Below are 23235 nucleotides of genomic sequence, written 5' to 3'. Positions count from 1 at the left end.
GGCTAGCCCCCTGTTTTGAGGAGGCTAGCCGCCAATCGATCGATTTTCCAGCCCGGCGTCAGAAGACCGCCTTGGGTGCCTTTTCCTTCATCATCGCTGCGCGCACCATGGGGATCGGGGGGCCACCGTACGACAGGAACTCGTCGTGGAACGCCTTCCACTTCGTCTTGTCCCCTTTGGTCCAGTCGTCGCGCAGCTTGCGAATCATCAGCTTGCCCATCGTGTAATTGAGATAGGCCGGATCATAGGTGCCGCGCGCCGCCTGTTGGCGCGCATTGCCTTCATCCTGATAGCATTGCTCCTTGAACAGCTTTTCGCTGTCCGCAACGGTCATGCCCTTTGTGTGCAGGCCGATTGCCGAGAGATAGCGACAATCGCGCAGCAGCGCGTTCGACAGCTGGCCGATATGCGTTTCGGGGTCGCCCGCGCCCAGCCCGGCATCCCACATCATCTCCTCGGTATAATGCGCCCAGCCCTCGGCAAAGGCATAGCCGACGAACAGCTTGCCGAAGATGCTTTCGGCGCGGTTCGAGTGGAGGAAATTGAGGAAGTGGCCCGGCCACACCTCGTGGACCGAGGTGAACATCAGGTCCTTGCGACCCGGTACGAAATCGGCCTGCGTCTGCTTGTCCCAGCTCGGGTCGGGCGGCGAGATATAATAGACCGACGGCAGGCCTTTCTCATACGGCCCCGGAATGTCGATATAGGCGCTGTTCTGGCGATTATAGGGCGGCGATTCCTCGACCTGCGCCTGTTCGGTGCCGGGGATGGTGACGATGTCCTTCTCGATCAGGAACGCGCGCAGCGTCGGCAGCTGGCGCCGTGCCTCGGCAACCGGACCGTCGGCGGGCTTGTCGGCATTCATCTTCTTCATGCAGTCGGCGATCGTCATGCCGGCGGCATAGGTGGCGCAGGCGGCCTTCAGCGCGTCCTGATTGCGCTTGAGGTCGGCCTGGCCGATGCGTTCGAGCTCGTCGAGCGGCGTGTCGACGCCTTCGTTGGTCAGGATCATCTTCGAGAATTTTTCGGCGCCGAGCGCATAGCCGTCGGTCGTTCCGGGCTGCGATCCGACATATTTCGCAAGATCGGTCATCGCTGCGCCGGCTTTTGCGACGGCTTCGTCGAACTGCTTCTGCAGCGCCTCATCCTTGACCGACGCAAAGGCGGCCTTTGCGTCGCCGGTATAATAGTCGGCAAAGCCGCCGAAGCCCGCGGTGCCATATTTGACGAAGGTCGCGGGCAGCGGCAGCTTGAGGTTGGCCTTGATCTGCGCCGCGGCGGCGGGGACTTTTTCGGCATAGGCGATAAACGCCTTCATCCGCGTCGTCGCATCGGCATAGGGGCGCGCGATATAGACGTTGGGGTCGAGCGCCCCGGTGTAGAAGGACGGGTTCTTCTGCGCGAAGTCGGTGTCGCGGAGGAAGAAGAGCTGGCCCTGTGCGACATGGATCAGATAGTCGCGCTCGAACTTCTCGGCGTCGGTCATCTCGCCGTCGAACGCCTTGGCATCGGCGATCGCCTTTTCGAGATAGGCGGCCTGCTTTTCGAGGCCCTCGGGCGACCAGTCGGGAAGCTGGCCGTCGAACTCATGCTTGCCCTGATAGACCGCAAAGTTGGGATTGAGCGGGAAATAGCCGGCAAGGAACTGATCGCGGAACTCGGTCCAGTTCTTCGCGCTCGGCGCGGTCGCCGACTTGTTGTCCGACGCGTTGCACGCGGTCAGGACCAGCAGCGTCGCAGCCATCGCGGCACCGCCAAAGCGGGCAAATTTGCTTGTCATTCGATAGTCTCCCTCAATCGGTAGCGGGTTTCTGCCACCGCGTCCGGCCGATCGCATCCCCTAATCGACGAACGGCATATGCAGGGGTGACTGGACAGCGCCGAAAAGGACGATAGGGCGGACGGCGATGGCAACGATCCCTCCACCCGAAGGCGAAGAACCGGTGATGCCGGCGGCGACGCCCAAAGCCCCTTCCCCGCTCAGCTTTCCCGATTTTCGCTATTTCTGGCTCGCACGCTTCACCGCGGTGATGGCGACGATCGCGATGGTCGTCGTGATCGGGTACCAGCTCTATGACACCGCGCGCACCGACTATGGCATGACGATCAAGGAAGCGTCGTTCCAGCTCGGCCTGCTCGGCCTCTTCCAGTTCGTCCCCCTCGCCATCCTGACGCCCGTGGCCGGCTGGGCCGCCGACCGCTTCGAACGGCGCAGCGTTGCGATCTTCTCGAACCTGATTGACCTGCTGATCGCCGCTACGCTCGGCTGGTTCACCTGGGTCGACGGGCTGACCTTGCCGCTGCTGTTCGGTCTCGCGGCGCTGCACGGGGTTGCCCGCGTCTTTTCGGGGCCCGCGATGAGCGCGATCGCGCCCAATATCGTGCCGCCGGCAGTATTGCCGCGCGCGATCGCGATGAGCAGCATCGCCTGGCAGTCGGCGTCGGTCATCGGCCCCGCCGCGGGCGGGCTCATCTATGCCGCGCATCCGGGGTCGGTGTACCTCTTCTCGGCGCTGCTCCTCGCCATTTCGGCCTTCACGCTCAGCCGCGTGCGCCCCGTCCTGCCGCCTCCCGCCGAGGTGCGCCGCCATCCGCTGCGCGAAATGGCCGACGGGCTGCGCTTCGTCTGGATCGAGCGCTTCCTTCTGGGCACGATCACGCTCGACCTTTTCGCCGTGCTACTCGCGGGTGCGACCGCGATGTTTCCGGTGTTCGCGCGCGACATATTGCACGCCGGCCCCGAAGGCGCCGGGCTGATGCGCGCGGCCGTCGCGGCAGGGTCCGTCGGCGTCGCCGTCGGCCTCGCCATTCGTCCGATCGAGCGCAACGTCGGGGTCAAGATGCTCTGGGCCGTCGCCGCTTTCGGCGCCGGGACGGTGGTGTTTGGCCTGTCGACCAACCTCATCCTGTCGCTTGCCGTGCTCGTGCTCATGGGCGCGGCGGACATGTTCTCGGTCTTCGTGCGCGGCACGCTGATCCAGCTCAACACCCCGGACCATATGCGCGGGCGCGTCAGCGCGGCATCGGGGCTCGCCATTTCGGCTTCGAACGAGCTTGGCGAAATGCGCGCCGGAGCGATGGCGGCGGCGCTGGGCCCGGTCAGCGCCGTGGTCGTCGGCGGCGCTGCGGCGGTCGGCGTGACCGCAATATGGGCGTGGATATTTCCCGAACTGCGCCGCGCGCGCACCTTCGAACCGCAATTCAGGCAAACCGGCGGATAGCGCCGAACCGTTCGCCGCGGACGACGCTCATTTCGTCCAAAGCCTATTGTCAATTTAATTAGTTGAGTTATTTAGGTCGCACCCGTCACCGCGGTTCCCCCTCTCTCCCTTCCGAAGGAGCGACCGCCATGAACAATTCCAACATCCGCCATAAGATCCTTACCATCCCGGGCTTCTACAACAGCGGCGCGACCCACTGGCAGAGCCTGTGGGAACGCAGCTTCGCCCGCTGCGAAAGAATCGAGCTCGGCGGCTGGGACGAACCGCGAAAAGAGGAATGGGTCGAGCGCATCGCCGACGCGATCGCTGCCGAACCCGAACCCGTCCTGATCGCGGCGCACAGCCTCGGCTGCCACGCCTTCGCGCACTGGTTCGCCGGCGCCAGCAGCCTCGCGCGCGACCGGATCGCCGGCGCGTTGCTGGTCGCACCGCCCGACCTTTCGCAGCTCCGCCGCGACGCGCGTGTCGCGACCTTTACCGACTCGCCCGCGCTGTCGTCGCAGGTGCCGATGATCGTCGTCGCGAGCGACGATGATCCCTATGCGAAAACCGCGCATGTCTGGCGCCTGTCGCGGCACTGGGATGCGCGCTTCGTCAATGCCGGCCCCTTCGGCCATATCAACGCCGATTCGGGGATCGGGGACTGGCCTTATGGACAGTATCTGCTCGCCTCGTTACAACCCGCGCCGACGCCGGCGCTGGCGGATGAGGCACTCTGGCTGCGCGCCGGAGACTGGCCGAATCGCGTCCGCCGCGACCCGCGTTTCGAGTTTAAAGAAAGAGCGCACCGATCATGAAAGCCAATTCGATCCTCGATACCATCGGGAACACGCCGCACATCCGTCTGGGCAAATTATTCCCCGACGCCGAAGTCTGGGTGAAGTCGGAACGCAGCAATCCCGGCGGGTCGATCAAGGATCGTATCGGCCTTGCGATGATCGAGGCGGCCGAAAAGGACGGCAGCCTCAAGGCCGGCGGCACCATCGTCGAGCCGACGTCGGGGAACACCGGCATCGGCCTCGCGATGGCCGCCGCGGTCAAGGGGTACAAGCTCGTGCTCGTCATGCCCGAAAGCATGTCGGTCGAGCGCCGCCGCCTGATGCTCGCCTATGGCGCGACCTTCGACCTTACGCCGCGCGAAAAGGGCATGAAGGGTGCGATCGAACGTGCGATCGAACTGGTCGAAACGACCCCCGGCGCGTGGATGCCGCAGCAGTTCGAAAATGAGGCGAACATCGACGTCCACGTCCGCACCACGGGACCCGAAATCCTCGCCGATTTCAGGGATACGCCGATCGACGTGCTGATCACCGGCGTCGGCACCGGCGGCCACATCACCGGCACCGCGCAGTTCCTCAAGCAACATTGGCCGAACCTCAAGGTCTATGCGGTCGAGCCCGACGCGTCGCCGGTCATCTCGGGCGGCCAGCCCGCCCCGCACCCGATCCAGGGCATCGGCGCGGGCTTCATCCCGCGCAACCTCCACACCGACCTGCTCGATGGCGTCATCAAGGTCGATGCCGGCGCCGCGAAAGATTTCGCACGCCGCGCAGCGACCGAGGAAGGCATGCTCGTCGGCATTTCGTCGGGTGCCACGCTGGCTGCCATCGCGCAGAAGCTGGCCGAACTGCCCCCGGGCAGCCGCGTTCTCGGCTTCAACTACGACACCGGCGAGCGCTATCTGTCGGTCCCCGATTTCCTCCCGGAGATCTGAGGCTTCCTCGTGCGTCCCGCGGACGAATCATCGGCGTTGCCCATCGGGCGCGACTGGACGGGCTGGCTGTTCGTGCTGCTTGTCGCGGTTGCGATCGGTGCGGTGCTGCACCTGAGCGATGGGGGCGCCCGCGGGGGCTTTACCGCGCGGCCTCACCCCGTCGCGCCGCCCGCCGACGTCGTACCCGACGTGCTGCCGATGGAACTCGCCCCCGTGACCGAAGACGATGCGCGCGCGGCCAATGCGCGCATCGCGCTGGTGACGAAGGGCTTCGTTCCCGCACGTCCGTTTGTGTATCCGGGCAGCGGCGATGCCCGCCTGCGTGCACGCGATTGCCTTGCCGCCGCGATGATCTACGAGGCCGGGGACGACAGCCGCGGGCAATTGTCGGTCGGCCAGGTCGTGATCAACCGCGCGCGCCATCCGGCTTTCCCCAAATCGATCTGCGGCGTCGTGTTCCAGGGATCGGAACGCCGGACCGGCTGCCAGTTCACCTTCACCTGCGACGGCGCGCTGGCGCGGCGCTATTCCGAAGCGGCGTGGCTGCGCGCGCAGGTCAATGCCGACCTGATGTTGTCGGGCATGATCGATCCCTCGGTCGGCCTCGCGACCCATTATCACACCGACTGGGTCCGCCCCTATTGGAGCGACAGCCTTGAAAAGATCGCTATCGTCGATACGCACCTCTTCTTCCGCTGGCCGGGCTATTGGGGCACGCCGGGCGCGTTCCGCGGAGCCGTTTCGGGCAGCGACGGCCCGGTAGCGAAGCTCGCCGCGCTGTCGCCGCTGCATGCGAACGCGCTGGGCCTGCCGACGGAACTCGCGACGGGGGTCGACGCCAATGCCGCGGTCGGCGAGGCGCGCGTTGTCACTGGTGCGGGCGAGAGCGCGGGCCGCGACACCATCTACACCCAGCTCGACCGCAAGGCAGCGCCTGAAAGCTTCGTGACGACCGCGCTGCGCCTCTGCGGCGACAAGCCCTATTGCAAGTTCATGGGCTGGACCAACCCGACGCTCAAACCCGACAGCGACGCGATGAGCGACACGCAGCGCGCGGCGATGAGCTTCTCCTACCTCCGCGACGACAAGGCCGGGTTCGAAAAGGCGCTGTGGAACTGCAGCGAATATAAGCGCGATGATGCGCGCCAGTGCATGAAACGCTAAAGCGCTATTGCCCGCTTCGGGGTGGAAAGTTGCCGTTGAGATGCTGAACTGATTTCCCCTCCCGCTTGCGGGAGGGGCAGCGAGGCTTGCGAACTTGCTCGCTAGCCGCAGCGGGGTGGGCTGACCGCGGCGTTGTTGCCCACCCCCGACCCCTCCCGCAAGCGGGAGGGGAGAATGAGCGTCCGCAACCGGTCGAAGCCCGACGAAACTCCGTCTTAGCCGTGCGGCTTGATCAGATATTTCTTGCCCGTGCGTTTGGCGTTGTACGCCTGCGCCGTGTCGACGTTCAGCGCGTCGGTCAGCGACACCTCATGGCTATAGTGGCTCTTGAAGGTCGTCGTCAGTTCGTCGACGATGCGTTTGCGCATCCGGCCCACGACTTCCATGCCCGCCTTCGCCATGAACGGCGTCAGCAGGAAACCGCCCAGCGCCCAGGTCAGCCCGAAGCTGCGCGCCGAAAAGGTCGTCGGCGACAGGTCGAGCGCACCATAGATATAGACCTGTTTGAACGTGTCCGAGCCATAGCGGCTATAGGTCGTCATGCGTTTGACCGCGGCGGCTTCCATCGCGGTCAGCACCTGCCCGGCTAGCTTGCCGCCGCCCGTGGCATCGAAGCCCAGCGTCGCGCCGGTCTCGACGATCGCATCGACCAGCCGCTCCATGAAATCGTCGGCGCTGCTGTTGACGATATATTTGGCGCCGATGCCCTTCAGGATTTCGACCTGCGCGTCGCTGCGCACGATGTTGACCAGCGGAATGCCGTCCTTGGCGCAGATCTTGACGAGCATCTGGCCGAGGTTCGATGCTGCGGCGGTGTGGACGATCGCGCTGTGGTTCTCCATCCGCATCGTTTCGGTAAACGCGAGACTGGTGAGCGGGTTGACGAAGCAGGAGGCGCCGTCGGCGGGATCGGTGCCGTCGGGAAGCGGCATCACCATCTGTACGGGCAGGCAGCGGTATTCGGCGTACATTTCGCCGCCGAGCAGCGCGACGGTCTTGCCGAGCAGCGCCTGCGCCTCGGGCGTGTCGCCCGCCGCGACGACGGTGCCGCACCCCTCGTTGCCGATCGCGAGTGCATCACCGACGCGCCCGGCCATCGCGCGCATCCCCGCAGGGGGCACGTCGGCGGTGATCAGCGGCTGGCCGTCCCTTGTCGACGCGCGCGCGGTCGACATGTCTGCGCCGCCGAATAGCAGGCCGAGGTCCGACGGATTGATCGGCGCGGCGAGTACCTTGACCAGCACTTCATGCGGCTTCGGCACCGGCATCGGGCGGCGCTCGAGCGACACCTCCAGCTGCCCTTCGGGCTTCACGAGCGTCAGCATTGTGAGGTTGGTTTCAGGCAGGTCGGTCATCGTGCTTCTCCCGTGTTCGGTTTCTTGATGAAACGGATTAGGGCGTGTCGCACCGGCTGGCAACCGGCGTTCGGTGCGTCGACGCTGCCATTTCAGTCCGACTACGGACCGCAGTCGACGAACCCCCGCGCTATGGCGCCGATTTTTCCCGCTCGCAGACCCTGCGGTAAAGATGCTGGTCCGACGCCATTGTTCCGAGCTCTTCCCACGGCGAGCTATGGTCCGGGCCCGACACATCGGTGGCGACGGGCCGGTTCTGGTCGTCGAACAACTGCGGGCCGATCATGCGCGCGCTGCGTGTGCCGCAGTTCACCTGGACGACGCCATTCATGGCGACGGCGTTGCCCGGCGCACCTTCAGCCTCGGTCATTTCGAGTGAAAAGCCGATCTGCCGTATCTCGTCATCGACCTGACGGTAGGTGTCGGCATAAAGAATATATGTCACGCCACCATCGATGAAGCGATCAGGATCGGCTGCCGCAGGCGCAAGCGCGATGGAAAGCGGCAGAAGCCACGATGAAAGGTCGATCATGCTTCCTCATGGCCTCTGGCAAGCAGCCAGCCAAGAAGGAAATGTGCGGTCAGCTCCGAACGGGGCAGTCCCTACCCCGCCGGCGAATATTGTGCGGCGAGGCGCAGCACCTCTTCGGCCAGTTCCATCCGGCAGATCAGCAGATCGGGCAGATAGGGATCGGCACAATTATAGACGAGCGGCGATCCGTCGACGCGGCTGACGTGCAGGCCGGCGGCAATCGCGACTGCGGCGGGGGCGCAATTGTCCCATTCATATTGCCCGCCGGTGTGCAGATAGATGTCGGCCTCGCCGCGCACGACCGCCATCGCCTTGGCGCCTGCCGACCCCATGGCGAGCAGTTCGGCGCCCATCCTTTCCGCGACATAAACGGCTTCGGCGGCCGGCCGCGTGCGGCTCACCAGCATTTTGAGCGGCGTGTTGGCGGGCTCGAGCGGCTTCGGAGAACCCGAGGTCAGCGTCAGGCCCAGTCCCGGCAGCGCCACCGCGCCGACCGTCGGAACGCCTTCTATCGCGAGCGCGACATGCACCGCCCAGTCGCTGCGGCCTTCGCTATATTCGCGCGTGCCGTCGAGCGGATCGACGATCCACGCGCGCTTGTTGTCGCAGCGGACGATATTGTCCTTTTCCTCTTCGGACAGGATGGCATCGTCGGGGCGTGCAGCGCGGAGTTCGTGCATCAGCATCGCATTGGCGCGCGCATCGCCCGCCTGGCCGAGCGACTTGCCGACAAATTTGCCCGACATCTGGAGATCGAGCAGCATCAAGCCCGCGGCGGCCGCGAGCCGTTCTGCGATCTGTTCGTCACTTTCCCCCGCGGCCATGCCTCTATCCCAGCAAGCGATCGATGATCAGGTCCGCGGCCTCATCGGGCGTCATCGCGGTCGTGTCGATCCGGATTTCGGGATTCTCGGGCGCCTCATAGGGGCTGTCGATCCCGGTGAAATTCTTGAGCTGGCCGCTGCGCGCCTTTTTGTAGAGGCCCTTCACGTCGCGCTTCTCCGCCTCTGCGAGCGGGGTGTCGATGAACACTTCGAGGAACTCGCCGTCGGGCAACATGCTGCGCACCATTTCGCGCTCGGCGCGGAAGGGCGAGATGAAGGCGGTGATGACGATCAGCCCCGCATCGCTCATCAGTTTCGCGACTTCGCCGACGCGGCGGATATTCTCGATCCGGTCGGCCTCGGTGAACCCCAGGTCACGGTTGAGCCCGTGACGGACATTGTCGCCATCGAGCAGGAAACTGTGCCGGTTCATCCGGTGCAGTTTCTTTTCGACGAGGTTTGCGATCGTCGACTTGCCCGATCCCGACAGGCCGGTGAACCACAGCAGCGCGGGGCGCTGGTTCTTGAGGTTTGCGCGCATGTCGCGGTCGATATCGGTCGCCTGCCAATGGACATTCTGCGCGCGGCGCAGGCTGAAGTGCAACATACCCGCGGCGATGGTCGCGTTGGTGAGCTTGTCGATCAGGATGAAGCCGCCGAGCGTCCGGTTGTCGCCATAAGCCTCGAAGGTGATCGGCTTGTCGGTCGACAGTTCGACGACACCGATGCCGTTCAATTCGAGCGTCTTCGCCGCGAGATGGTCGAGTGTGTTGACGTTGATCTCATACTTCGGCGCCTGCACGGTCGCCGAGACGCTCTGCGTCGCGAGTTTGAGCCAATAGGCGCGCCCCGGAATCATCGCCTCGTCGGCCATCCAGACGAGCGTCGCCTCGAACTGGTCGGCCGCCTCGGGCGGATTGTCGGCGGTCGCTATGACGTCGCCGCGCGAACAGTCGACCTCGTCGGCGAGCGTCAGCGTGACCGACTGGCCCGCGACGGCCTCGTCGAGGTCGCCATCGAGCGTGACAATACGGTCAACGGTCGTCGTCTTGCCGCTCGGCAGGATGCGAACGGCATCGCCGGGCTTGACCTTGCCGCTCGCAAGCTGGCCCGAGAAACCGCGGAAATCGAGGTTCGGGCGGTTGACCCATTGCACCGGCAGGCGGAACGGCTTGGCTTCGTCGGCAGCGGCGCCAATCTCGACATTCTCGAGATGCTCGATCAGCGCCGGCCCCTTGAACCAGGGCGTGTTGTCCGAGAGCGCGGTGATATTGTCGCCCTTGAAGCCTGAGATCGGGATCGCGGTGAAATTCGTAATGCCGATCTCGCTCGCGAAGGCGCGATACGCCAGCGTGATGCGGTCGAACACGGCCTTGTCATAACCGACAAGGTCCATCTTGTTTACCGCGAGCACGATATGCTTGATGCCGATCAGATGCGCGAGGAAGCTATGGCGGCGTGTCTGGGTCAGCACGCCCTTGCGCGCGTCGATCAGGATCACCGCGAGGTCGGCGGTCGAGGCGCCGGTGACCATGTTGCGGGTATATTGCTCGTGTCCCGGCGTGTCGGCGACGATGAACTTGCGCTTCTCGGTCGTGAAAAAGCGGTAGGCGACGTCGATGGTGATGCCTTGCTCGCGCTCGGCGGCGAGGCCGTCGACGAGCAGGGCAAAGTCGATCTCCTGCCCCTGCGTTCCCACGCGCTTGCTGTCGGCCTCCAGCGCGGCGAGCTGGTCCTCGAAGATCATCTTGCTGTCGTAGAGCAGCCGCCCGATCAGCGTCGATTTTCCGTCGTCGACCGAGCCGCAGGTGATGAAGCGCAGCAGCGACTTCTTCTCGTGCCCCGCCAGATAGGCGTCGATGTCCTCGGCAATCAGCGCGTCGGTGACGTAAACAGGATCGGTCATTTAGAAATACCCCTCCTGCTTCTTCTTCTCCATGCTGGCGTCACCGCCGTCCTTGTCGATGATGCGCCCTTGCCGTTCGCTCGTCGTGGTCAGAAGCATTTCCTGAATGACTTCAGAGAGGGTCTTCGCCTCGCTCTCGACCGCGCCGGTCAGCGGATAGCAGCCGAGGGTGCGGAAGCGCACCGACCGTTCGACGGGCGTTTCGCCGGGAAGCAGCGGGAAGCGGTCGTCGTCGACCATAAGCAGCAGGCCGTCGCGCTCCACCGTCGGGCGCGGCGCGGCGAAATAGAGCGGCACGATCGGAATATTTTCGCGCGCGATATATTGCCAGATGTCGAGCTCGGTCCAGTTCGAGATCGGGAAGACGCGGATGCTTTCGCCCTTCGCCTTGCGCGCGTTGTATAGGTTCCAGAGCTCGGGCCGCTGCTTCTTCGGATCCCAGCCGTGGCTCGCGGTGCGGAAGGAGAAAATGCGCTCCTTGGCGCGGCTCTTTTCCTCATCACGCCGCGCGCCGCCGAAAGCGACGTCGAAACCGTGCAGGTCGAGCGCCTGCTTCAGCCCCTCGGTCTTCCACATGTCGGTGTGGAGCGGACCATGATCGAACGGATTGATCCCGCGCTCCTTCGCCTCGGGATTCTGATAGACGATCAGCTCCATCCCGCTCTCGGCCGCCATGCGGTCGCGCAGTTCGTACATCGCCTGGAATTTCCACGTGGTGTCGACGTGGAGCAAAGGGAACGGCGGCGGCGAAGGATAAAAGGCCTTGCGCGCGAGGTGCAGCATCACCGCGCTGTCCTTGCCGACGCTATAGAGCATCACGGGCTTGGCCGCGTCGGCCATCACTTCGCGCATGATATGAATGCTCTCGGCCTCGAGCCGGTCGAGATGGGTCAGCGTATCGGTCATGCCCCGCCCTTGCCTCCGCGCGATGGAGCGATCAAGCTGTATGGCCTTTCGGGGGGCCAAGCCAGACTTGTGGGCATCGCGTCATGCGGCGAGGTCGACCTTCGTCTGCCGCCATTCGGCCGCGATCGCGCCGATCGTTTCGAGTGCGTGCGTCAGGCGCGGTGCGATTTCGGGCAGCGTCCGCCATGCGGGGTCGGCGACCAGCCCGAGTTCGCGGCGGAAGTCGTAACCAGCGACCTTCAGGGGAACGATACCGTCGATCGCGAGCGAAACGGGGGCGGTGGTGATGCCGATCCCCGCCGCAACCATGCGCAGGCAGCGCTCGTCGCTTTCGCTGCGCAGCGCGAAGCGCGGGCGCACGCCGTGGCGCGTGAAGAAGCGGCTCGTCGCATCCAGAAATTCGCACGACCGGCGCGCGATCATCGTTTCGGCGGCAAGTTCCTCGGGCCCGACCTCGATCCGTCCCGCGAGCGGATGGTCCGATGCGATGAACATCGCGAGCGGTTCCTCATAGAGCGGTAGCACATGGTCGCCGCGTTCGCCGGCGCGCAGCGGGATGAGCGCCATGTTGATGCGGCCGTTGCCCAGCGCGGCGCGCAGTTCGGAGTCGCTGTTCTCGACCAGCTCGATCGCAAAGCCCGGGCGCAAGGCGGTGGCGATCGCCTGCAGCAGTTCGGCAGGCGCCGAGCGGATTACCCCGAGCTTGAGCTCGCTCGTCTGACCGTCGCTTTCGCGGCCGAAGCTGTCGGCGGCACGAAAGCCGCGTTCCAGATCGCGCGCGATCGGCAGGAAGCGTCCGCCCGCCTCGGTCAGCCTGATCTGGCGGCGGTTTCGGATGAACAAGGGCGTGCCGACGAGCTTTTCGAGTTCGGCGACGCCCGACGACAACGCTGGCTGGGTGACACGGATACGCAATGCCGCCTGCGTAAAGCTGCCCGCGTCGACGACGGCAAGGAATTGACGGACATGCGTGCGCTTAATCATAGATTTTACTTATGCTAAATTGGCATCCGTTTCAATTTCCATATGCTCAAATTTTGATGCACACTCGCGGTCCTGTTCCGCCCCAGCCCGATAGGTAATCCATGCGCGCCACCCCCGATTTCGATTTCGCGCTCGGCGAAACCGCCGACATGATCCGCGAAACCACCGCCCGCTTCGCCGACGAACAGATCGCACCGCTCGCCGCCAAGGCCGACGCCGACGACTGGTTCCCGCGCGATGAACTCTGGACGCAGATGGGCGATCTCGGGCTGCATGGCATCACCGTCGAGGAAGAGTTCGGCGGCCTTGGCCTCGGCTATCTCGAGCATGTCATCGCGGTCGAGGAAGTCAGCCGCGCATCGGCCGCGATTGGCCTCTCCTATGGCGCGCACTCGAATCTCTGCGTCAACCAGATCCGCCGCTGGGGCAATGCCGAACAGAAAGCGAAATATCTCCCCAAGCTGATCAGCGGCGAACATGTCGGCAGCCTTGCAATGTCCGAAGCCGGCGCAGGCAGCGACGTCGTCTCGATGAAGCTAAAGGCCGAGAAGAAGGACGGCCGCTACATCCTCAACGGCACCAAATTCTGGATCACCAACGCGACGTACGCGGACACGCTGGTCGTCTATGCGAAGACGAGCCCCGAAGCCGGCTCGCGCGGCATCACCGCCTTCCTCATCGAAAAGGATATGCCGGGCTTCAGCATCGGACAGAAGATCGACAAGGTCGGCATGCGCGGATCGCCGACCGCCGAGCTCGTCTTCACCGATTGCGAAGTGCCCGAAGAACAGGTCATGGGCCCCGAGAATGGCGGCGTCGGCGTGCTGATGTCGGGGCTCGATTATGAGCGCGTCGTGCTCGCCGGGCTCCAGCTCGGCATCATGCAGGCGTGCCTCGACACGGTCATCCCCTATGTCCGCGAGCGCAAGCAGTTCGGCAAGCCGATCGGATCGTTCCAGCTGATGCAGGCGAAGGTCGCCGACATGTATGTCATGCTCCAGTCGGCGCGCTCCTATGTCTATAACGTCGCCAAGGCATGCGATGCGGGCCAGACGACGCGCTTCGACGCCGCGGGCTGCATCCTGCTCGCGAGCGAGAATGCGGTGAAGGTCGCAGGCGAAGCGATCCAGGCGCTGGGCGGCGCAGGCTACACCAAGGACTGGCCGGTCGAGCGTTACTGGCGCGACGCCAAGCTGCTCGACATTGGCGCGGGCACGAACGAGATCCGCCGTATGCTGATCGGCCGCGAACTGATCGGCGCCGGCGCGTGATCTGGCTCTGGCTGTCGGCCGCCTTCATGGTGACGACGGCCGGGGTTCATTCGGCTCTGGGTTACCGGCGGCTGATCGTGCCGATGCTGCGCAGCGAGGCGGGACCGCTCGCCGATCCGCTGTCGCGGCGGATCATCCATTTTGCCTGGCATGCGACGTCGGTGCTGATGCTGATTTCGGCGGCGGCGGTCGCATGGCCCGGAACGCCGAATGCGCTGCTGATCCTCATCGGCGGCGGATGGCTCGCGACCGGGCTGTTCAATGCGGCCTATACCAAGGGCCGCCATATCGCATGGCCGGCGCTCAGCGGCGCGGGCATCTTCGCGCTGATCGGCGCGTTGGGGTGAGCATGCGCGGGCTTGTTCATCATATCGACCTGACGGTCACCGACAAGGAACGGTCGCGCCTCTTCTACGACGCCGTACTCGGCTTCCTCGGCTATCGCCGCTCGGCAGACTACAAGCATGGAAGCGACTGGGATCGCGAAGGCGAACCCTTTCATTCGATCGGGATCATCGAGGCGCGCGGCGAAGGTGCAGCACGCGCGCACGACCGTTATTCGCCCGGCCTCCATCATCTCGCATGGACTGCCGAAAGCCGTGCCGATGTCGACGCGCTTCACGATTTGCTGCGCAGCATCGGCGCGACGGTTCTTGATGCCCCTGCCGATTATCCGCGCTACGGCCCCACCTATTACGCAGTCTTTTTCGCCGACCCCGACGGGTTGAAGCTCGAGTTCGTGTTCGGAACGACCGGCGCATGAACGAAACCCTGCTCGACGTCCTCCAATATTATGGCGCCGCCGCCGCGACGCTTGCGGCGCTGCTCGTCTCGCTCAACCTTGGCGAGCGGTGGAATGGCTGGGCGTTCGTGATCTTCGTGACGAGCAGCCTTGCTCTCATCGCATGGGGTTTCCTGCAACCCGATAGCGAAGGCATCGGCTGGCAGAATGTCGCGCTACTCTGCATCAACCTTGTCGGCGTCTACAGCCATCTGATCCGCAAGAAGCCCGCGACGAAGAAGGAGGGCGAGGCATGACGCCCCGCCCCGCCCTGTCTTCAGCCCCAGACGCGCACGCGCTTGTCGGGCGCGAGGTAGAGCTTGTCGCCTTCCTTGACGTCGAACGCCTTGTACCAGGCGTCGAGGTTGCGGACGGTGAGCGCGCGGTACATGCCCGGCGCATGGCCGTCGGTCGCGATGCGCGCGCGCAGCGCCTCGGCGCGCATCTTGGTCGCCCAGGTCTGCGCATAGGCGATGAAGAAGCGCTGGTCGCCGGTGAAGCCGTCGATCACCGGCGCTTCCTTGCCGCCAAGCGACGCACGATACGCATCATACGCGGCCTGCAGCCCCGCGACGTCGGCGATATTCTCGCCCAGCGTGAGCTTGCCGTTGACCGCAAGGTCGGGGAACGGCTTGTAGGTGTCGAACTGCGCCGCAAGCGCGTCGCCCGCGGCATTGAATTTCGCCAGATCCGCCGGGGTCCACCAGTTACGCAGCGCGCCGGTGGAATCGAACGCCGCACCATTATTGTCGAAGCTGTGGCTGATCTCATGCCCGATCACGGCGCCGATCGCGCCATAGTTGAACGCGGGGTCCGCCTTGGCGTTGAAGAAGGGCTGCTGAAGGATCGCGGCGGGGAAGTTCAGCGCGTTCTGGACCGGCAGGTTCACGGCGTTGACGGTCTGCGGGACCATCCACCATTCGCCCTTGTCCATCGGCTTGCCGATCTTGGCGAGCTGGTGGGCATATTCGGCCTTTTGCCCCGCGACCTCGTTCGCATAGGCGTCGGCGCCGACGGTGTAGCTGCCATAGTCGCGCCAGGTGTCGGGATAACCGACACCGACAGCGATCGTTTCGACCTTCTTGATCGCTTCCTTCTTGGTCTCGGGCGCCATCCAGTCGATCGTGTTCACCCGCGTCGCAAAGGCGGCCTTGATGTTCTTCACCATGTCGCCGACTTCGGCCTTCGCCGAGGCAGGGAAATATTTGTCGGCATAGGCCTTGCCGACCGCGTCGCCGAGATAGACGTCGAGCGCGTCGAGCGCCCGCTTTTCGCGGCCGCGCTGCTGCGGCGTGCCCGCCATCGTCGTACCGTAGAAGGCGAAGTGCGCGCTATCGATCGCACTCGGCAGCACGTCGCTGTGGCTGTTGATCTGGTGGAAGGCGAGCCAGTCCTTCCACGCATCGAGCGGTTCGGACGCGACGAGCGCCGACAGGCCGGTGATGGCGTTCGCATGATAAGCGCCAAACTTGCCCGCGCCGTCGAGCTTCGCGGCGGCAAAGAAGGCCGGCCAGTCGATGCCGGGCGCGTTCTTCGCGAAATCGCCCTTCGCCCAGACGTCGGCGGACTTGGTGAAATCCTCACTCTGCTCGCGCGTCGCATGCGCCTTCGCAATCTTGACCTCGAGGTCATAGATGCGCTTCGCCTTCGCGGCAGCGTCGCTCTGCCCGGCGGCGGTCAGCAGCTTGGCGATATAGGCCTGATAGGCGGTACGGATGCTCGCCATCTTGGGATCGGCCGACAGATAATATTCGCGCTCGGGCATGCCGAGCCCACCCTGCAGCAGATAGGGGATGACGTCGCCGGGGGTCGCAAGCCCCTGCGTTACGAAAACGCCGAACAGGTTTTCGGTCTGGAAGTTGGTCGCGTTGAGCGGGTCGACGTCGGCGCGAAGCTGCTCTCCCAGCACCTTCGACAGGCCGGCCTTGTCGGTGATCGCGGCAAAGCGCGCGAGGTCGGCGGCGACCGGCTTCATCCCCGCGGCGTCGATCGCTTTTACGTTGGTAAAGGCCTTGTAGAAGGCGGCGATCCGCCCCTCGTTGGTGTCGGGCGCAGCATCGCCCTTGACGATCGCGTCGACCAGCTCGCGGTTACGCTTTTCGGTTTCGAGCTGCGCGACATAAAAGCCGCCGATCGACGAACGGTCGGCGGGGATTTCATTCGCTTTGTCCCAATTGCCGTTGGCATAGGCGTAAAAGTCGTCGCCGGGCTTCGCGGCCGTGTCCATCGCGGCCTTGCTGATCCCGATATCGGTGCCGACGGTGTAGGCGGCGCTGCCTTCTTCCTTGCCGCTCGTGCAGGCGACGGGCCCCGCGAGAACCGCGGCGGTGGACAGAAGGACGGCAAAGACAGCTTTTTTCATGAGAATGACCTTATTTTGTCACGGAAAGGCAGGCGGCCGACGCGTGGGAAAATCCGGTTTCAATACCAACCATTTTCGGCCTGCTGCGCTTTTCAATCGACGAGCGGCGGGTTAGTTCCGAACCGAATTCAGGGAGAGACGATACAGTGAGCGCACCGGTTCTTGGCACGAACATCAATGCGGACAGCGACGAATATCGCATCCGCAGCGCGCATAACCGCGCGCTGACCGACGCCCTGCGGACGGCGGTCGCTGAAGCCGCGCTCGGCGGCAACGAAAAATCGCGCGAACGGCACACCAGCCGCGGCAAATTGCTGCCGCGCGAGCGCGTCGAGCGGTTGCTCGACCCCGGCTCGCCCTTCCTCGAAATCGGCCAGCTGGCCGCGAACGATCTTTACGAAGGCGAAGTGCCCGGCGCGGGCCTGATCTGCGGCATTGGCCGCGTGTCGGGGCGCCAGTGCATGATCGTCTGCAACGACGCGACGGTAAAGGGCGGCACCTATTATCCAATGACGGTGAAGAAACACCTCCGCGCGCAGGAGATCGCGCTGGAGAACCGCCTGCCCTGCATCTACCTCGTCGACAGCGGCGGCGCGAACCTGCCGCATCAGGACCAGGTCTTTCCGGATCGCGACCATTTCGGGCGCATCTTCTTCAACCAGGCGAACATGTCGGCGCGGCGCATCCCGCAGATCGCCTGCGTGATGGGCAGCTGCACCGCGGGCGGCGCCTATGTTCCGGCGATGAGCGACGAGACCGTCATCGTGCGCAATCAAGGCACGATCTTCCTCGCCGGCCCCCCGCTGGTCAAGGCCGCGACGGGCGAGGAAATCAGCGCCGAGGATCTTGGCGGAGGCGATTTGCACGCGAAGAAATCGGGCGTCGTCGACCATCTCGCCGAAAATGACGAGCATGCGCTGACCATCGTCCGCGACATCGTCAGCCATCTGGGCGAGGATGACGGGTTCGATGTCGCCATCAAGGACCCGCGCCCGCCCAGGTACGCCGCCGACGAAATCTACGGCGTCGTCCCCGACGATGTCCGCGCGCCCTACGACGTCCATGAAGTGATCGCGCGTATCGTCGACGGCAGCGAATTTCACGAGTTCAAGGCGCATTACGGCAGCACGCTCGTGTGCGGCTTCGCGCATATCTGGGGCATCCCGGTCGCGATCCTTGCGAACAATGGAGTGCTGTTCAGCGAATCCGCAGTCAAGGGCGCGCATTTCATCGAACTCGCACAGCAGCGCCGCATTCCCCTGCTCTTTCTCCAGAACATCAGCGGCTTCATGGTCGGCGGCAAATATGAGGCCGAGGGGATCGCCAAGCATGGTGCGAAGCTGGTCACCGCCGTGGCGACCGCGACGGTGCCAAAGATCACGGTACTGATCGGCGGCAGCTTCGGCGCGGGCAATTACGGCATGTGTGGGCGCGCCTACTCGCCCCGCTTCCTCTTCACCTGGCCCAACAGCCGGATCAGCGTGATGGGCGGCGAACAGGCCGCAAGCGTGCTCGCCACGGTCCACCGCGACGCCGACAAATGGACGCCCGAAGAGGCCGAAGCCTTCAAGGCGCCGATCCGCCAGAAATATGAGGACGAAGGCAACCCCTATCACGCCACCGCGCGGCTGTGGGACGATGGCATCATCGACCCAGCGCAGACGCGCGATGTGCTCGGCCTCGCCTTTTCTGCAACGCTGAACGCCCCGGTCGAGGATCGCGGCTTCGGCGTGTTCAGGATGTGACGATGGCGATGACCGTAAATCTGGACAGTAATGTCATCGAGAGCGAGGCGCGGTTCCATACCGCGTTCCGCGAGGCGTCGGGCGTCGAATGGTATGGCGGCAACCTTGACGCCCTGTTCGACCTGTTAGTCGGCGTTGTGTCGGGCCCCATCGACATCATTTGGGTCAATGCAGCCCGGTCGCGTACAGCCATCGGCGAACGCTTCGACCGGCTTATCACTGTCATCTTCGACGCCATCGCCTATCGCGGCGACGGCTCGATCAACTTGCGGCTGGAATCATGATCAACTCTCTTCTCATCGCCAATCGTGGCGAAATCGCCTGCCGTATCATCCGCACCGCGCGTGAGATGGGCATCAGGACCGTTGCGGTCTATTCGGACGCCGACGCCCGGGCGCTGCATGTGCGCGAAGCCGATGAGGCCGTGCACATCGGGCCGTCGCCGGCGCGTGAATCCTATCTGATCGGCGACAAGATCATCGCCGCCGCAAAGGCGACCGGCGCCGAGGCGATCCATCCGGGCTATGGCTTCCTGTCGGAAAACGCCGAGTTCGCGCAGGCGGTCGCCGACGCCGGGCTGGTGTGGGTCGGACCGAAGCCGTCGTCGATCACCGCGATGGGGTTGAAGGACGCCGCGAAGAAGCTGATGGCCGACGCCGGGGTGCCGGTGACGCCGGGCTATATGGGCGAGAATCAGGACCCCGCCTACCTCGCCGAACAGGCTGCGCAGATCGGCTATCCGGTGCTGATCAAGGCGGTCGCGGGCGGCGGCGGCAAGGGCATGCGGAAGGTCGATGCCGCGGCGGATTTCGCCGACGCCCTCGCCTCGTGCCAGCGCGAGGCGGCGGCCTCGTTCGGCAACGACCATGTGCTGATCGAGAAATATATCCTGACCCCGCGCCATATCGAAGTGCAGGTGTTCGGCGACACGCATGGCAATGTCGTCCATCTGTTCGAGCGCGACTGCTCGCTGCAGCGCCGTCACCAGAAGGTGATCGAGGAAGCCCCCGCCCCCGGCATGGACGCAGCAACGCGCGCCGACCTCTGCGCCGCCGCTGTCCGCGCCGCGAAGGCGGTCGACTATGTCGGCGCAGGGACGATCGAGTTCATCGCCGACGCCTCGGAGGGCCTCCGCGCCGACCGCATCTGGTTCATGGAAATGAACACGCGCCTGCAGGTCGAACATCCGGTGACCGAAGAGATCACCGGCGTCGACCTCGTCGAATGGCAGCTCCGCGTTGCGAGCGGCGAGCCGATCCCGCTGAAGCAGGACGAACTTTCGATCAACGGCTGGGCCATGGAAGCGCGGCTCTACGCCGAAGACCCCGCCAAGGGCTTCCTGCCCTCGATCGGCACGCTCGAACTCTTCCAGCTTCCCGAGCATATGGGCCGCGTCGACACCGGCGTCTATGAAGGCGCCGAGGTCTCGCCCTTCTACGACCCGATGATCGCCAAGGTCATCGCATGGGGCGAGGACCGCGAGGAAGCGCGCGAATTGCTGTCGGAGATGCTCGAAGACAGCGCGATCTGGCCGGTGAAGACCAACTCGGCGTTCCTGATCAATGCGCTCGATCATCCCGATTTCGTCGCGGGCACCGTCGACACCGGCCTGATCGGCCGCGACGGCGACGCGATGACCGAGGAGCCGGTCCCGACCGCACAGGCGCTCACCAACGCCGCGATGGCGATGGTGCCGCGCTCGCTGCAGTCGGGCTTCCGCCTCAACGCGCCCGATGTGCGCAGCGCGCCCTTCCTGCTCGACGGCAAGCGCGTCGAGGTCGAGCTGCACGGCCCCGGTGCCGAAGAGCCCGCGCCAGCGATGCTCGTCGCGGAGGGCGGTTCGGTCTGGCAACTCACCCCTTGGCGCGCCGAAGGCAGTGCCGCCGGCACCGCGGGCGACGGCGCGATCCTGTCGCCGATGCCCGGCAAGGTCATCGCGGTCGAGGTAGCCGCGGGCGACAAGGTGACCAAGGGGCAGAAATTGCTCACGCTCGAGGCGATGAAGATGGAGCACAGCCTGACCGCGCCGTTCGACGGCGTCGTCGCCGAACTTAATGCGACCGCAGGCGCGCAGGTTCAGGTCGAAGCGCTGCTGGTGAAGATCGAGAAGGAAGAGGCATAATGGCCGGCAAATATTTCGACGAATGGGCGATCGGCGACACGCTGACCCACGACATCCGCCGCACCGTGACCGAGACCGACAATCTCCTCTTCACGACGATGACGCACAATCCGCAGCCGCTTCACCTCGATATCGAGGCGGCGAAGGCGTCCGAATTCGGCCAGATCCTCGTCAACGGCACCTTCACCTTCAGCCTGATGGTCGGGCTGTCGGTCGGCGACACGACGCTCGGAACGCTCGTCGCGAACCTCGGTTACGACAAGCTGGTGATGCCGAAGCCGGTGTTCATCGGCGACACGCTTCGCGCCGAATCCGAGGTCGTTGGTCTCAAGGAGTCCAAATCGCGGCCGAATGCGGGTATCGTGACCTTCCTCCACCGCGCGATCAACCAGCGCGATGAAATCGTCTGCCAGTGCGAACGCTCCGCACTGCTCAAAAGGAAAGCCGCCTGATGCGCCTCCGCTCGCTCCTCTTCGTTCCCGGCGACCGACCCGAACGCTTCGCCAAGGCGGCGGCGTCGGGCGCCGACGCGATCATCCTCGATCTCGAGGATTCGGTATCGCCCGCGAACAAGGAGGCGGCGCGCGCCGCGATTGCCGACTATCTGGTGGGGACACGCGAAGTCGTGACGCTGGTGCGCGTCAATCCACTCGACGGCCATATGACCGCCGCCGACGTCGCCGCGATCGCCGCCGCGCGTCCCGATGCGATCATGCTGCCCAAGGCTGAGGGCGCGCCGAGCATCGCGCAGCTCGATACGATCCTGCGCAGCGAATCCGCGCAGGGTGCCTCGCTGCCGCCGATCCTGCCGATCGCGACCGAAACGCCGGCGGCGATCTTCACGCTCGGCAGCTATCGCGAGGCGAAGGACCGACTGCTCGGCCTGACCTGGGGCGCCGAAGACCTGCCCGCCGCGATCGGCGCGACGACGAGCCGCGAGGCCGACGGCAGCTATACCGCGCCCTATGACGTCGCGCGCGCGATGACCTTGTTCGCCGCACACGCCGCGGGCGCGGCTGCCATCGATACCGTCTTCCCCGCGATCAAGGACGAATCCGGCCTCGCTGCCTATGCCGCGCGCGCACGCCGCGACGGCTTCACCGGCATGATGGCGATCCATCCCTCGCAGGTCGAGCCGATCAACGCCGCCTTCACGCCGTCGCCCGACGAAGCCGCGCGCGCGCAGGCGATCGTCGACGCCTTCGCCGCCAATCCCGGTGCTGGCGTGTTGCAGGTGGACGGCAAGATGGTCGACGCCCCGCACCTCAAGCAGGCGAAGCACATCCTGTCGCTGGCGGACTGATCAGGTGCTGCAGGCGGGGCCGCGAACCCAGTTCGACGTTTCGTGGCTGCGGAAACGCACCATGCCCTGGCTTGTCTGCATGGTGACGACATTGTCATATTCCATGCTCGTGCGCGTGTACGTCCCGCGTATGGTCACCTGCAGATTGCCATTGGGATCGCCCGCGATCTTGCAATTGAGATAGCCGCTGATCCGTCCGCCGTTCATCTTGAACGATCCGATCGTGCAGGATGACTCATTGTTCGGGTCGAACAATTTGACGTCGGGTTTGGCAGCGACCTCGGCCGAAATGCAGTCCTCGGGATCGGGGTCGGTCTCCATCAGCGTCTTGAACTGCTTTTCATATTCGGGCGCGATTTCTTCGGGAAAGAGGATCTTCACCACCTCACGCTTGCTCGTCCAGATGCCGGGCTCGATCGGATTGTCGGCGACCGCCGCGCCCGGATCGCCGTCCGCCTGCGATCCCGATTTCCACCAGATCGCGCCCGCCCCCGCCGCGACGAGCAGCGCAACGCCGGCGAGGCCGAGCCATAATTTTCGGCGCGGGAGCGCCGCGGCCGCCGACGGTGCCATCTGCCGTGCGGTCGCGCCGGGCGCGACACCCGGTTCCGGCACGCGCGTCATCGCGGCCACGATACGGTCGACCGCCTGCTCCTCGCCCGCGAACCAGTCGATCCACTGATAATCCTTGAGCCAGTAAGCCAGCCCCTGCGCGCGGATATCCTCCAACCGCACCGGCAGGATCGTCTTGTTGCTGTCCTCGCCCAGCATCAGCTCGCGCTTCACATGGCGCGACTGGTCAGACTGCGGGCAAAAGAGCAGGACGATCGCGTCGGACCGATCGATCTGGTCGACGATCGACTGGTCGAAGGCGGTGCCCGCGGCGATGTCGTCGGGCGCGAGCCAGCCATCGATCCCGCGCACCGCGAGCAGGCGTTTCAGCCGCCGGGCGGTCTCGACCTGCGAGCTGTGATGGCTGATGAAAGCGGAAAGCCGCTTTGGCGCGATCGGCGTGGGTCCGGCGTCGGTCATCGCGGCCATCATA

22 protein-coding genes are annotated in these 23235 nt (G+C 64.9%); 13 read left to right on the top strand and 9 right to left on the bottom strand.

From position 1 onward, the window contains the following. Positions 1–58: 58 nt before the first annotated feature. Complete coding sequence (locus VGU00_RS15400) at positions 59–1780, bottom strand: DUF885 domain-containing protein (RefSeq protein ID WP_327470051.1); 1722 nt, start codon at positions 1778–1780, stop codon at positions 59–61. 127 nt (positions 1781–1907) lie between these two features. On the opposite strand from VGU00_RS15400, the gene VGU00_RS15395 reads away from it, so the two are divergent. The 4 genes from VGU00_RS15395 to VGU00_RS15380 all read left to right on the top strand — a co-directional run bounded on the left by VGU00_RS15395 (position 1908) and on the right by VGU00_RS15380 (position 6099). Further along, positions 1908–3221: an MFS transporter gene (locus tag VGU00_RS15395; protein ID WP_327470049.1), complete on the top strand. Its 1314-nt coding sequence runs from the start codon at positions 1908–1910 to the stop codon at positions 3219–3221. Positions 3222–3349: 128 nt separating this feature from the next. Beyond that, positions 3350–4018: an alpha/beta hydrolase gene (locus VGU00_RS15390; protein ID WP_327470047.1), complete on the top strand. Its 669-nt coding sequence runs from the start codon at positions 3350–3352 to the stop codon at positions 4016–4018. Beyond that, the gene (gene cysK / locus VGU00_RS15385) at positions 4015–4935 is read left to right on the top strand and encodes a cysteine synthase A (protein WP_327470045.1); all 921 of its coding nucleotides are present in this window, start codon (positions 4015–4017) and stop codon (positions 4933–4935) included. The genes VGU00_RS15390 and cysK overlap by 4 nt, the downstream gene beginning before the upstream one ends. 9 nt (positions 4936–4944) lie before the next feature. Next, entirely contained in the window at positions 4945–6099 is a 1155-nt protein-coding gene (locus VGU00_RS15380) for a cell wall hydrolase (RefSeq protein ID WP_327470043.1), read from the top strand. 215 nt (positions 6100–6314) lie between these two features. On the opposite strand, the gene VGU00_RS15375 is transcribed toward VGU00_RS15380, so the two are convergent. From VGU00_RS15375 to VGU00_RS15350, 6 genes are all read right to left on the bottom strand, one after another. Further along, positions 6315–7454, bottom strand: coding sequence for a zinc-binding dehydrogenase (locus tag VGU00_RS15375; protein ID WP_327470041.1), 1140 nt, complete (start codon positions 7452–7454; stop codon positions 6315–6317). Positions 7455–7584: 130 nt separating this feature from the next. Next, on the bottom strand, positions 7585–7986 hold the full coding sequence (locus tag VGU00_RS15370; protein WP_327470039.1) for a hypothetical protein: 402 nt from the start codon (positions 7984–7986) through the stop codon (positions 7585–7587). Between the two features lie 71 nt (positions 7987–8057). After that, on the bottom strand, positions 8058–8810 hold the full coding sequence (locus VGU00_RS15365; protein WP_327470037.1) for a 3'(2'),5'-bisphosphate nucleotidase CysQ: 753 nt from the start codon (positions 8808–8810) through the stop codon (positions 8058–8060). A 4-nt stretch (positions 8811–8814) separates the two neighbouring features. After that, positions 8815–10716 (bottom strand): sulfate adenylyltransferase subunit CysN, encoded by a 1902-nt coding sequence (cysN, locus tag VGU00_RS15360; RefSeq protein ID WP_327470035.1) that lies wholly within the window; start codon positions 10714–10716, stop codon positions 8815–8817. Then, positions 10717–11646 (bottom strand): sulfate adenylyltransferase subunit CysD, encoded by a 930-nt coding sequence (gene cysD / locus VGU00_RS15355; protein WP_327470406.1) that lies wholly within the window; start codon positions 11644–11646, stop codon positions 10717–10719. A gap of 57 nt (positions 11647–11703) precedes the next feature. Next, the gene (locus VGU00_RS15350) at positions 11704–12606 is read right to left on the bottom strand and encodes a LysR family transcriptional regulator (protein ID WP_327470033.1); all 903 of its coding nucleotides are present in this window, start codon (positions 12604–12606) and stop codon (positions 11704–11706) included. Positions 12607–12707: 101 nt separating this feature from the next. Between VGU00_RS15350 and VGU00_RS15345 the strand changes: the two genes are divergently transcribed. From VGU00_RS15345 to VGU00_RS15330, 4 genes are read left to right on the top strand one after another with little or no spacing between them, the layout of a single operon-like run. Beyond that, on the top strand, positions 12708–13877 hold the full coding sequence (locus VGU00_RS15345; protein ID WP_327470030.1) for an isovaleryl-CoA dehydrogenase: 1170 nt from the start codon (positions 12708–12710) through the stop codon (positions 13875–13877). Then, positions 13874–14224 carry a hypothetical protein gene (locus VGU00_RS15340; RefSeq protein ID WP_327470028.1) on the top strand — a complete coding sequence of 117 codons (351 nt, stop codon included), beginning with the start codon at positions 13874–13876 and terminating at the stop codon, positions 14222–14224. Before VGU00_RS15345 ends, VGU00_RS15340 begins: the two co-directional genes overlap by 4 nt. Positions 14225–14226: 2 nt before the next feature. Next, on the top strand, positions 14227–14640 hold the full coding sequence (locus VGU00_RS15335; protein ID WP_327470026.1) for a VOC family protein: 414 nt from the start codon (positions 14227–14229) through the stop codon (positions 14638–14640). Further along, a complete protein-coding gene (locus VGU00_RS15330; protein ID WP_327470024.1) occupies positions 14637–14915 on the top strand; it encodes a hypothetical protein in 279 nt (92 codons plus the stop codon). The genes VGU00_RS15335 and VGU00_RS15330 overlap by 4 nt, the downstream gene beginning before the upstream one ends. 20 nt (positions 14916–14935) lie before the next feature. Here VGU00_RS15330 and VGU00_RS15325 read toward each other — a convergent pair whose 3' ends face one another. Continuing rightward, positions 14936–17020 carry a M13 family metallopeptidase gene (locus tag VGU00_RS15325; RefSeq protein WP_327470022.1) on the bottom strand — a complete coding sequence of 695 codons (2085 nt, stop codon included), beginning with the start codon at positions 17018–17020 and terminating at the stop codon, positions 14936–14938. Between the two features lie 146 nt (positions 17021–17166). Between VGU00_RS15325 and VGU00_RS15320 the strand changes: the two genes are divergently transcribed. Genes VGU00_RS15320 through VGU00_RS15300 form a run of 5 tightly spaced genes read left to right on the top strand, consistent with a single transcriptional unit; the run spans position 17167 to position 22190 of the window. Beyond that, positions 17167–18765, top strand: a complete 1599-nt coding sequence (locus VGU00_RS15320) for a carboxyl transferase domain-containing protein (RefSeq protein WP_327470020.1) — start codon at positions 17167–17169, stop codon at positions 18763–18765. A 2-nt stretch (positions 18766–18767) separates the two neighbouring features. After that, the gene (locus VGU00_RS15315; RefSeq protein ID WP_327470018.1) at positions 18768–19049 is read left to right on the top strand and encodes a barstar family protein; all 282 of its coding nucleotides are present in this window, start codon (positions 18768–18770) and stop codon (positions 19047–19049) included. Beyond that, on the top strand, positions 19046–20887 hold the full coding sequence (locus VGU00_RS15310; RefSeq protein ID WP_327470016.1) for an acetyl/propionyl/methylcrotonyl-CoA carboxylase subunit alpha: 1842 nt from the start codon (positions 19046–19048) through the stop codon (positions 20885–20887). Before VGU00_RS15315 ends, VGU00_RS15310 begins: the two co-directional genes overlap by 4 nt. Next, complete coding sequence (locus VGU00_RS15305) at positions 20887–21339, top strand: MaoC family dehydratase (RefSeq protein ID WP_327470014.1); 453 nt, start codon at positions 20887–20889, stop codon at positions 21337–21339. Before VGU00_RS15310 ends, VGU00_RS15305 begins: the two co-directional genes overlap by 1 nt. Next, the gene (locus VGU00_RS15300; RefSeq protein WP_327470012.1) at positions 21339–22190 is read left to right on the top strand and encodes a CoA ester lyase; all 852 of its coding nucleotides are present in this window, start codon (positions 21339–21341) and stop codon (positions 22188–22190) included. The genes VGU00_RS15305 and VGU00_RS15300 overlap by 1 nt, the downstream gene beginning before the upstream one ends. Here the strand turns inward: VGU00_RS15300 and VGU00_RS15295 are convergent, their stop codons facing one another. Next, on the bottom strand, positions 22191–23222 hold the full coding sequence (locus tag VGU00_RS15295) for a TIR domain-containing protein (protein WP_327470011.1): 1032 nt from the start codon (positions 23220–23222) through the stop codon (positions 22191–22193). Between the last annotated feature and the right edge of the window lie 13 nt (positions 23223–23235).

Origin of the sequence: Sphingopyxis sp. (genome assembly GCF_035944815.1) — a bacterium.
In the GTDB taxonomy this organism is placed as follows: domain Bacteria; phylum Pseudomonadota; class Alphaproteobacteria; order Sphingomonadales; family Sphingomonadaceae; genus Sphingopyxis.
Note: the sequence above shows the minus strand (reverse complement) of the source record. Positions and strands in the feature narration are given on the sequence as shown.

What these genes read in the sequence shown, in the direction of transcription:
- VGU00_RS15325 (WP_327470022.1), bottom strand. Translation starts at nt 17,020, where the DNA reads ATGAAAAAAGCTGTCTTTGCCGTCCTTCTGTCCACCGCCGCGGTTCTC.
- cysN (WP_327470035.1), bottom strand. Translation starts at nt 10,716, where the DNA reads ATGACCGATCCTGTTTACGTCACCGACGCGCTGATTGCCGAGGACATC.
- VGU00_RS15375 (WP_327470041.1), bottom strand. Translation starts at nt 7,454, where the DNA reads ATGACCGACCTGCCTGAAACCAACCTCACAATGCTGACGCTCGTGAAG.
- VGU00_RS15330 (WP_327470024.1), top strand. Translation starts at nt 14,637, where the DNA reads ATGAACGAAACCCTGCTCGACGTCCTCCAATATTATGGCGCCGCCGCC.
- VGU00_RS15305 (WP_327470014.1), top strand. Translation starts at nt 20,887, where the DNA reads ATGGCCGGCAAATATTTCGACGAATGGGCGATCGGCGACACGCTGACC.
- VGU00_RS15350 (WP_327470033.1), bottom strand. Translation starts at nt 12,606, where the DNA reads ATGATTAAGCGCACGCATGTCCGTCAATTCCTTGCCGTCGTCGACGCG.
- VGU00_RS15395 (WP_327470049.1), top strand. Translation starts at nt 1,908, where the DNA reads ATGGCAACGATCCCTCCACCCGAAGGCGAAGAACCGGTGATGCCGGCG.
- VGU00_RS15370 (WP_327470039.1), bottom strand. Translation starts at nt 7,986, where the DNA reads ATGATCGACCTTTCATCGTGGCTTCTGCCGCTTTCCATCGCGCTTGCG.
- VGU00_RS15315 (WP_327470018.1), top strand. Translation starts at nt 18,768, where the DNA reads ATGGCGATGACCGTAAATCTGGACAGTAATGTCATCGAGAGCGAGGCG.
- VGU00_RS15335 (WP_327470026.1), top strand. Translation starts at nt 14,227, where the DNA reads ATGCGCGGGCTTGTTCATCATATCGACCTGACGGTCACCGACAAGGAA.
- VGU00_RS15400 (WP_327470051.1), bottom strand. Translation starts at nt 1,780, where the DNA reads ATGACAAGCAAATTTGCCCGCTTTGGCGGTGCCGCGATGGCTGCGACG.
- cysK (WP_327470045.1), top strand. Translation starts at nt 4,015, where the DNA reads ATGAAAGCCAATTCGATCCTCGATACCATCGGGAACACGCCGCACATC.
- VGU00_RS15365 (WP_327470037.1), bottom strand. Translation starts at nt 8,810, where the DNA reads ATGGCCGCGGGGGAAAGTGACGAACAGATCGCAGAACGGCTCGCGGCC.
- VGU00_RS15310 (WP_327470016.1), top strand. Translation starts at nt 19,046, where the DNA reads ATGATCAACTCTCTTCTCATCGCCAATCGTGGCGAAATCGCCTGCCGT.
- VGU00_RS15390 (WP_327470047.1), top strand. Translation starts at nt 3,350, where the DNA reads ATGAACAATTCCAACATCCGCCATAAGATCCTTACCATCCCGGGCTTC.
- VGU00_RS15345 (WP_327470030.1), top strand. Translation starts at nt 12,708, where the DNA reads ATGCGCGCCACCCCCGATTTCGATTTCGCGCTCGGCGAAACCGCCGAC.
- VGU00_RS15295 (WP_327470011.1), bottom strand. Translation starts at nt 23,222, where the DNA reads ATGACCGACGCCGGACCCACGCCGATCGCGCCAAAGCGGCTTTCCGCT.
- VGU00_RS15300 (WP_327470012.1), top strand. Translation starts at nt 21,339, where the DNA reads ATGCGCCTCCGCTCGCTCCTCTTCGTTCCCGGCGACCGACCCGAACGC.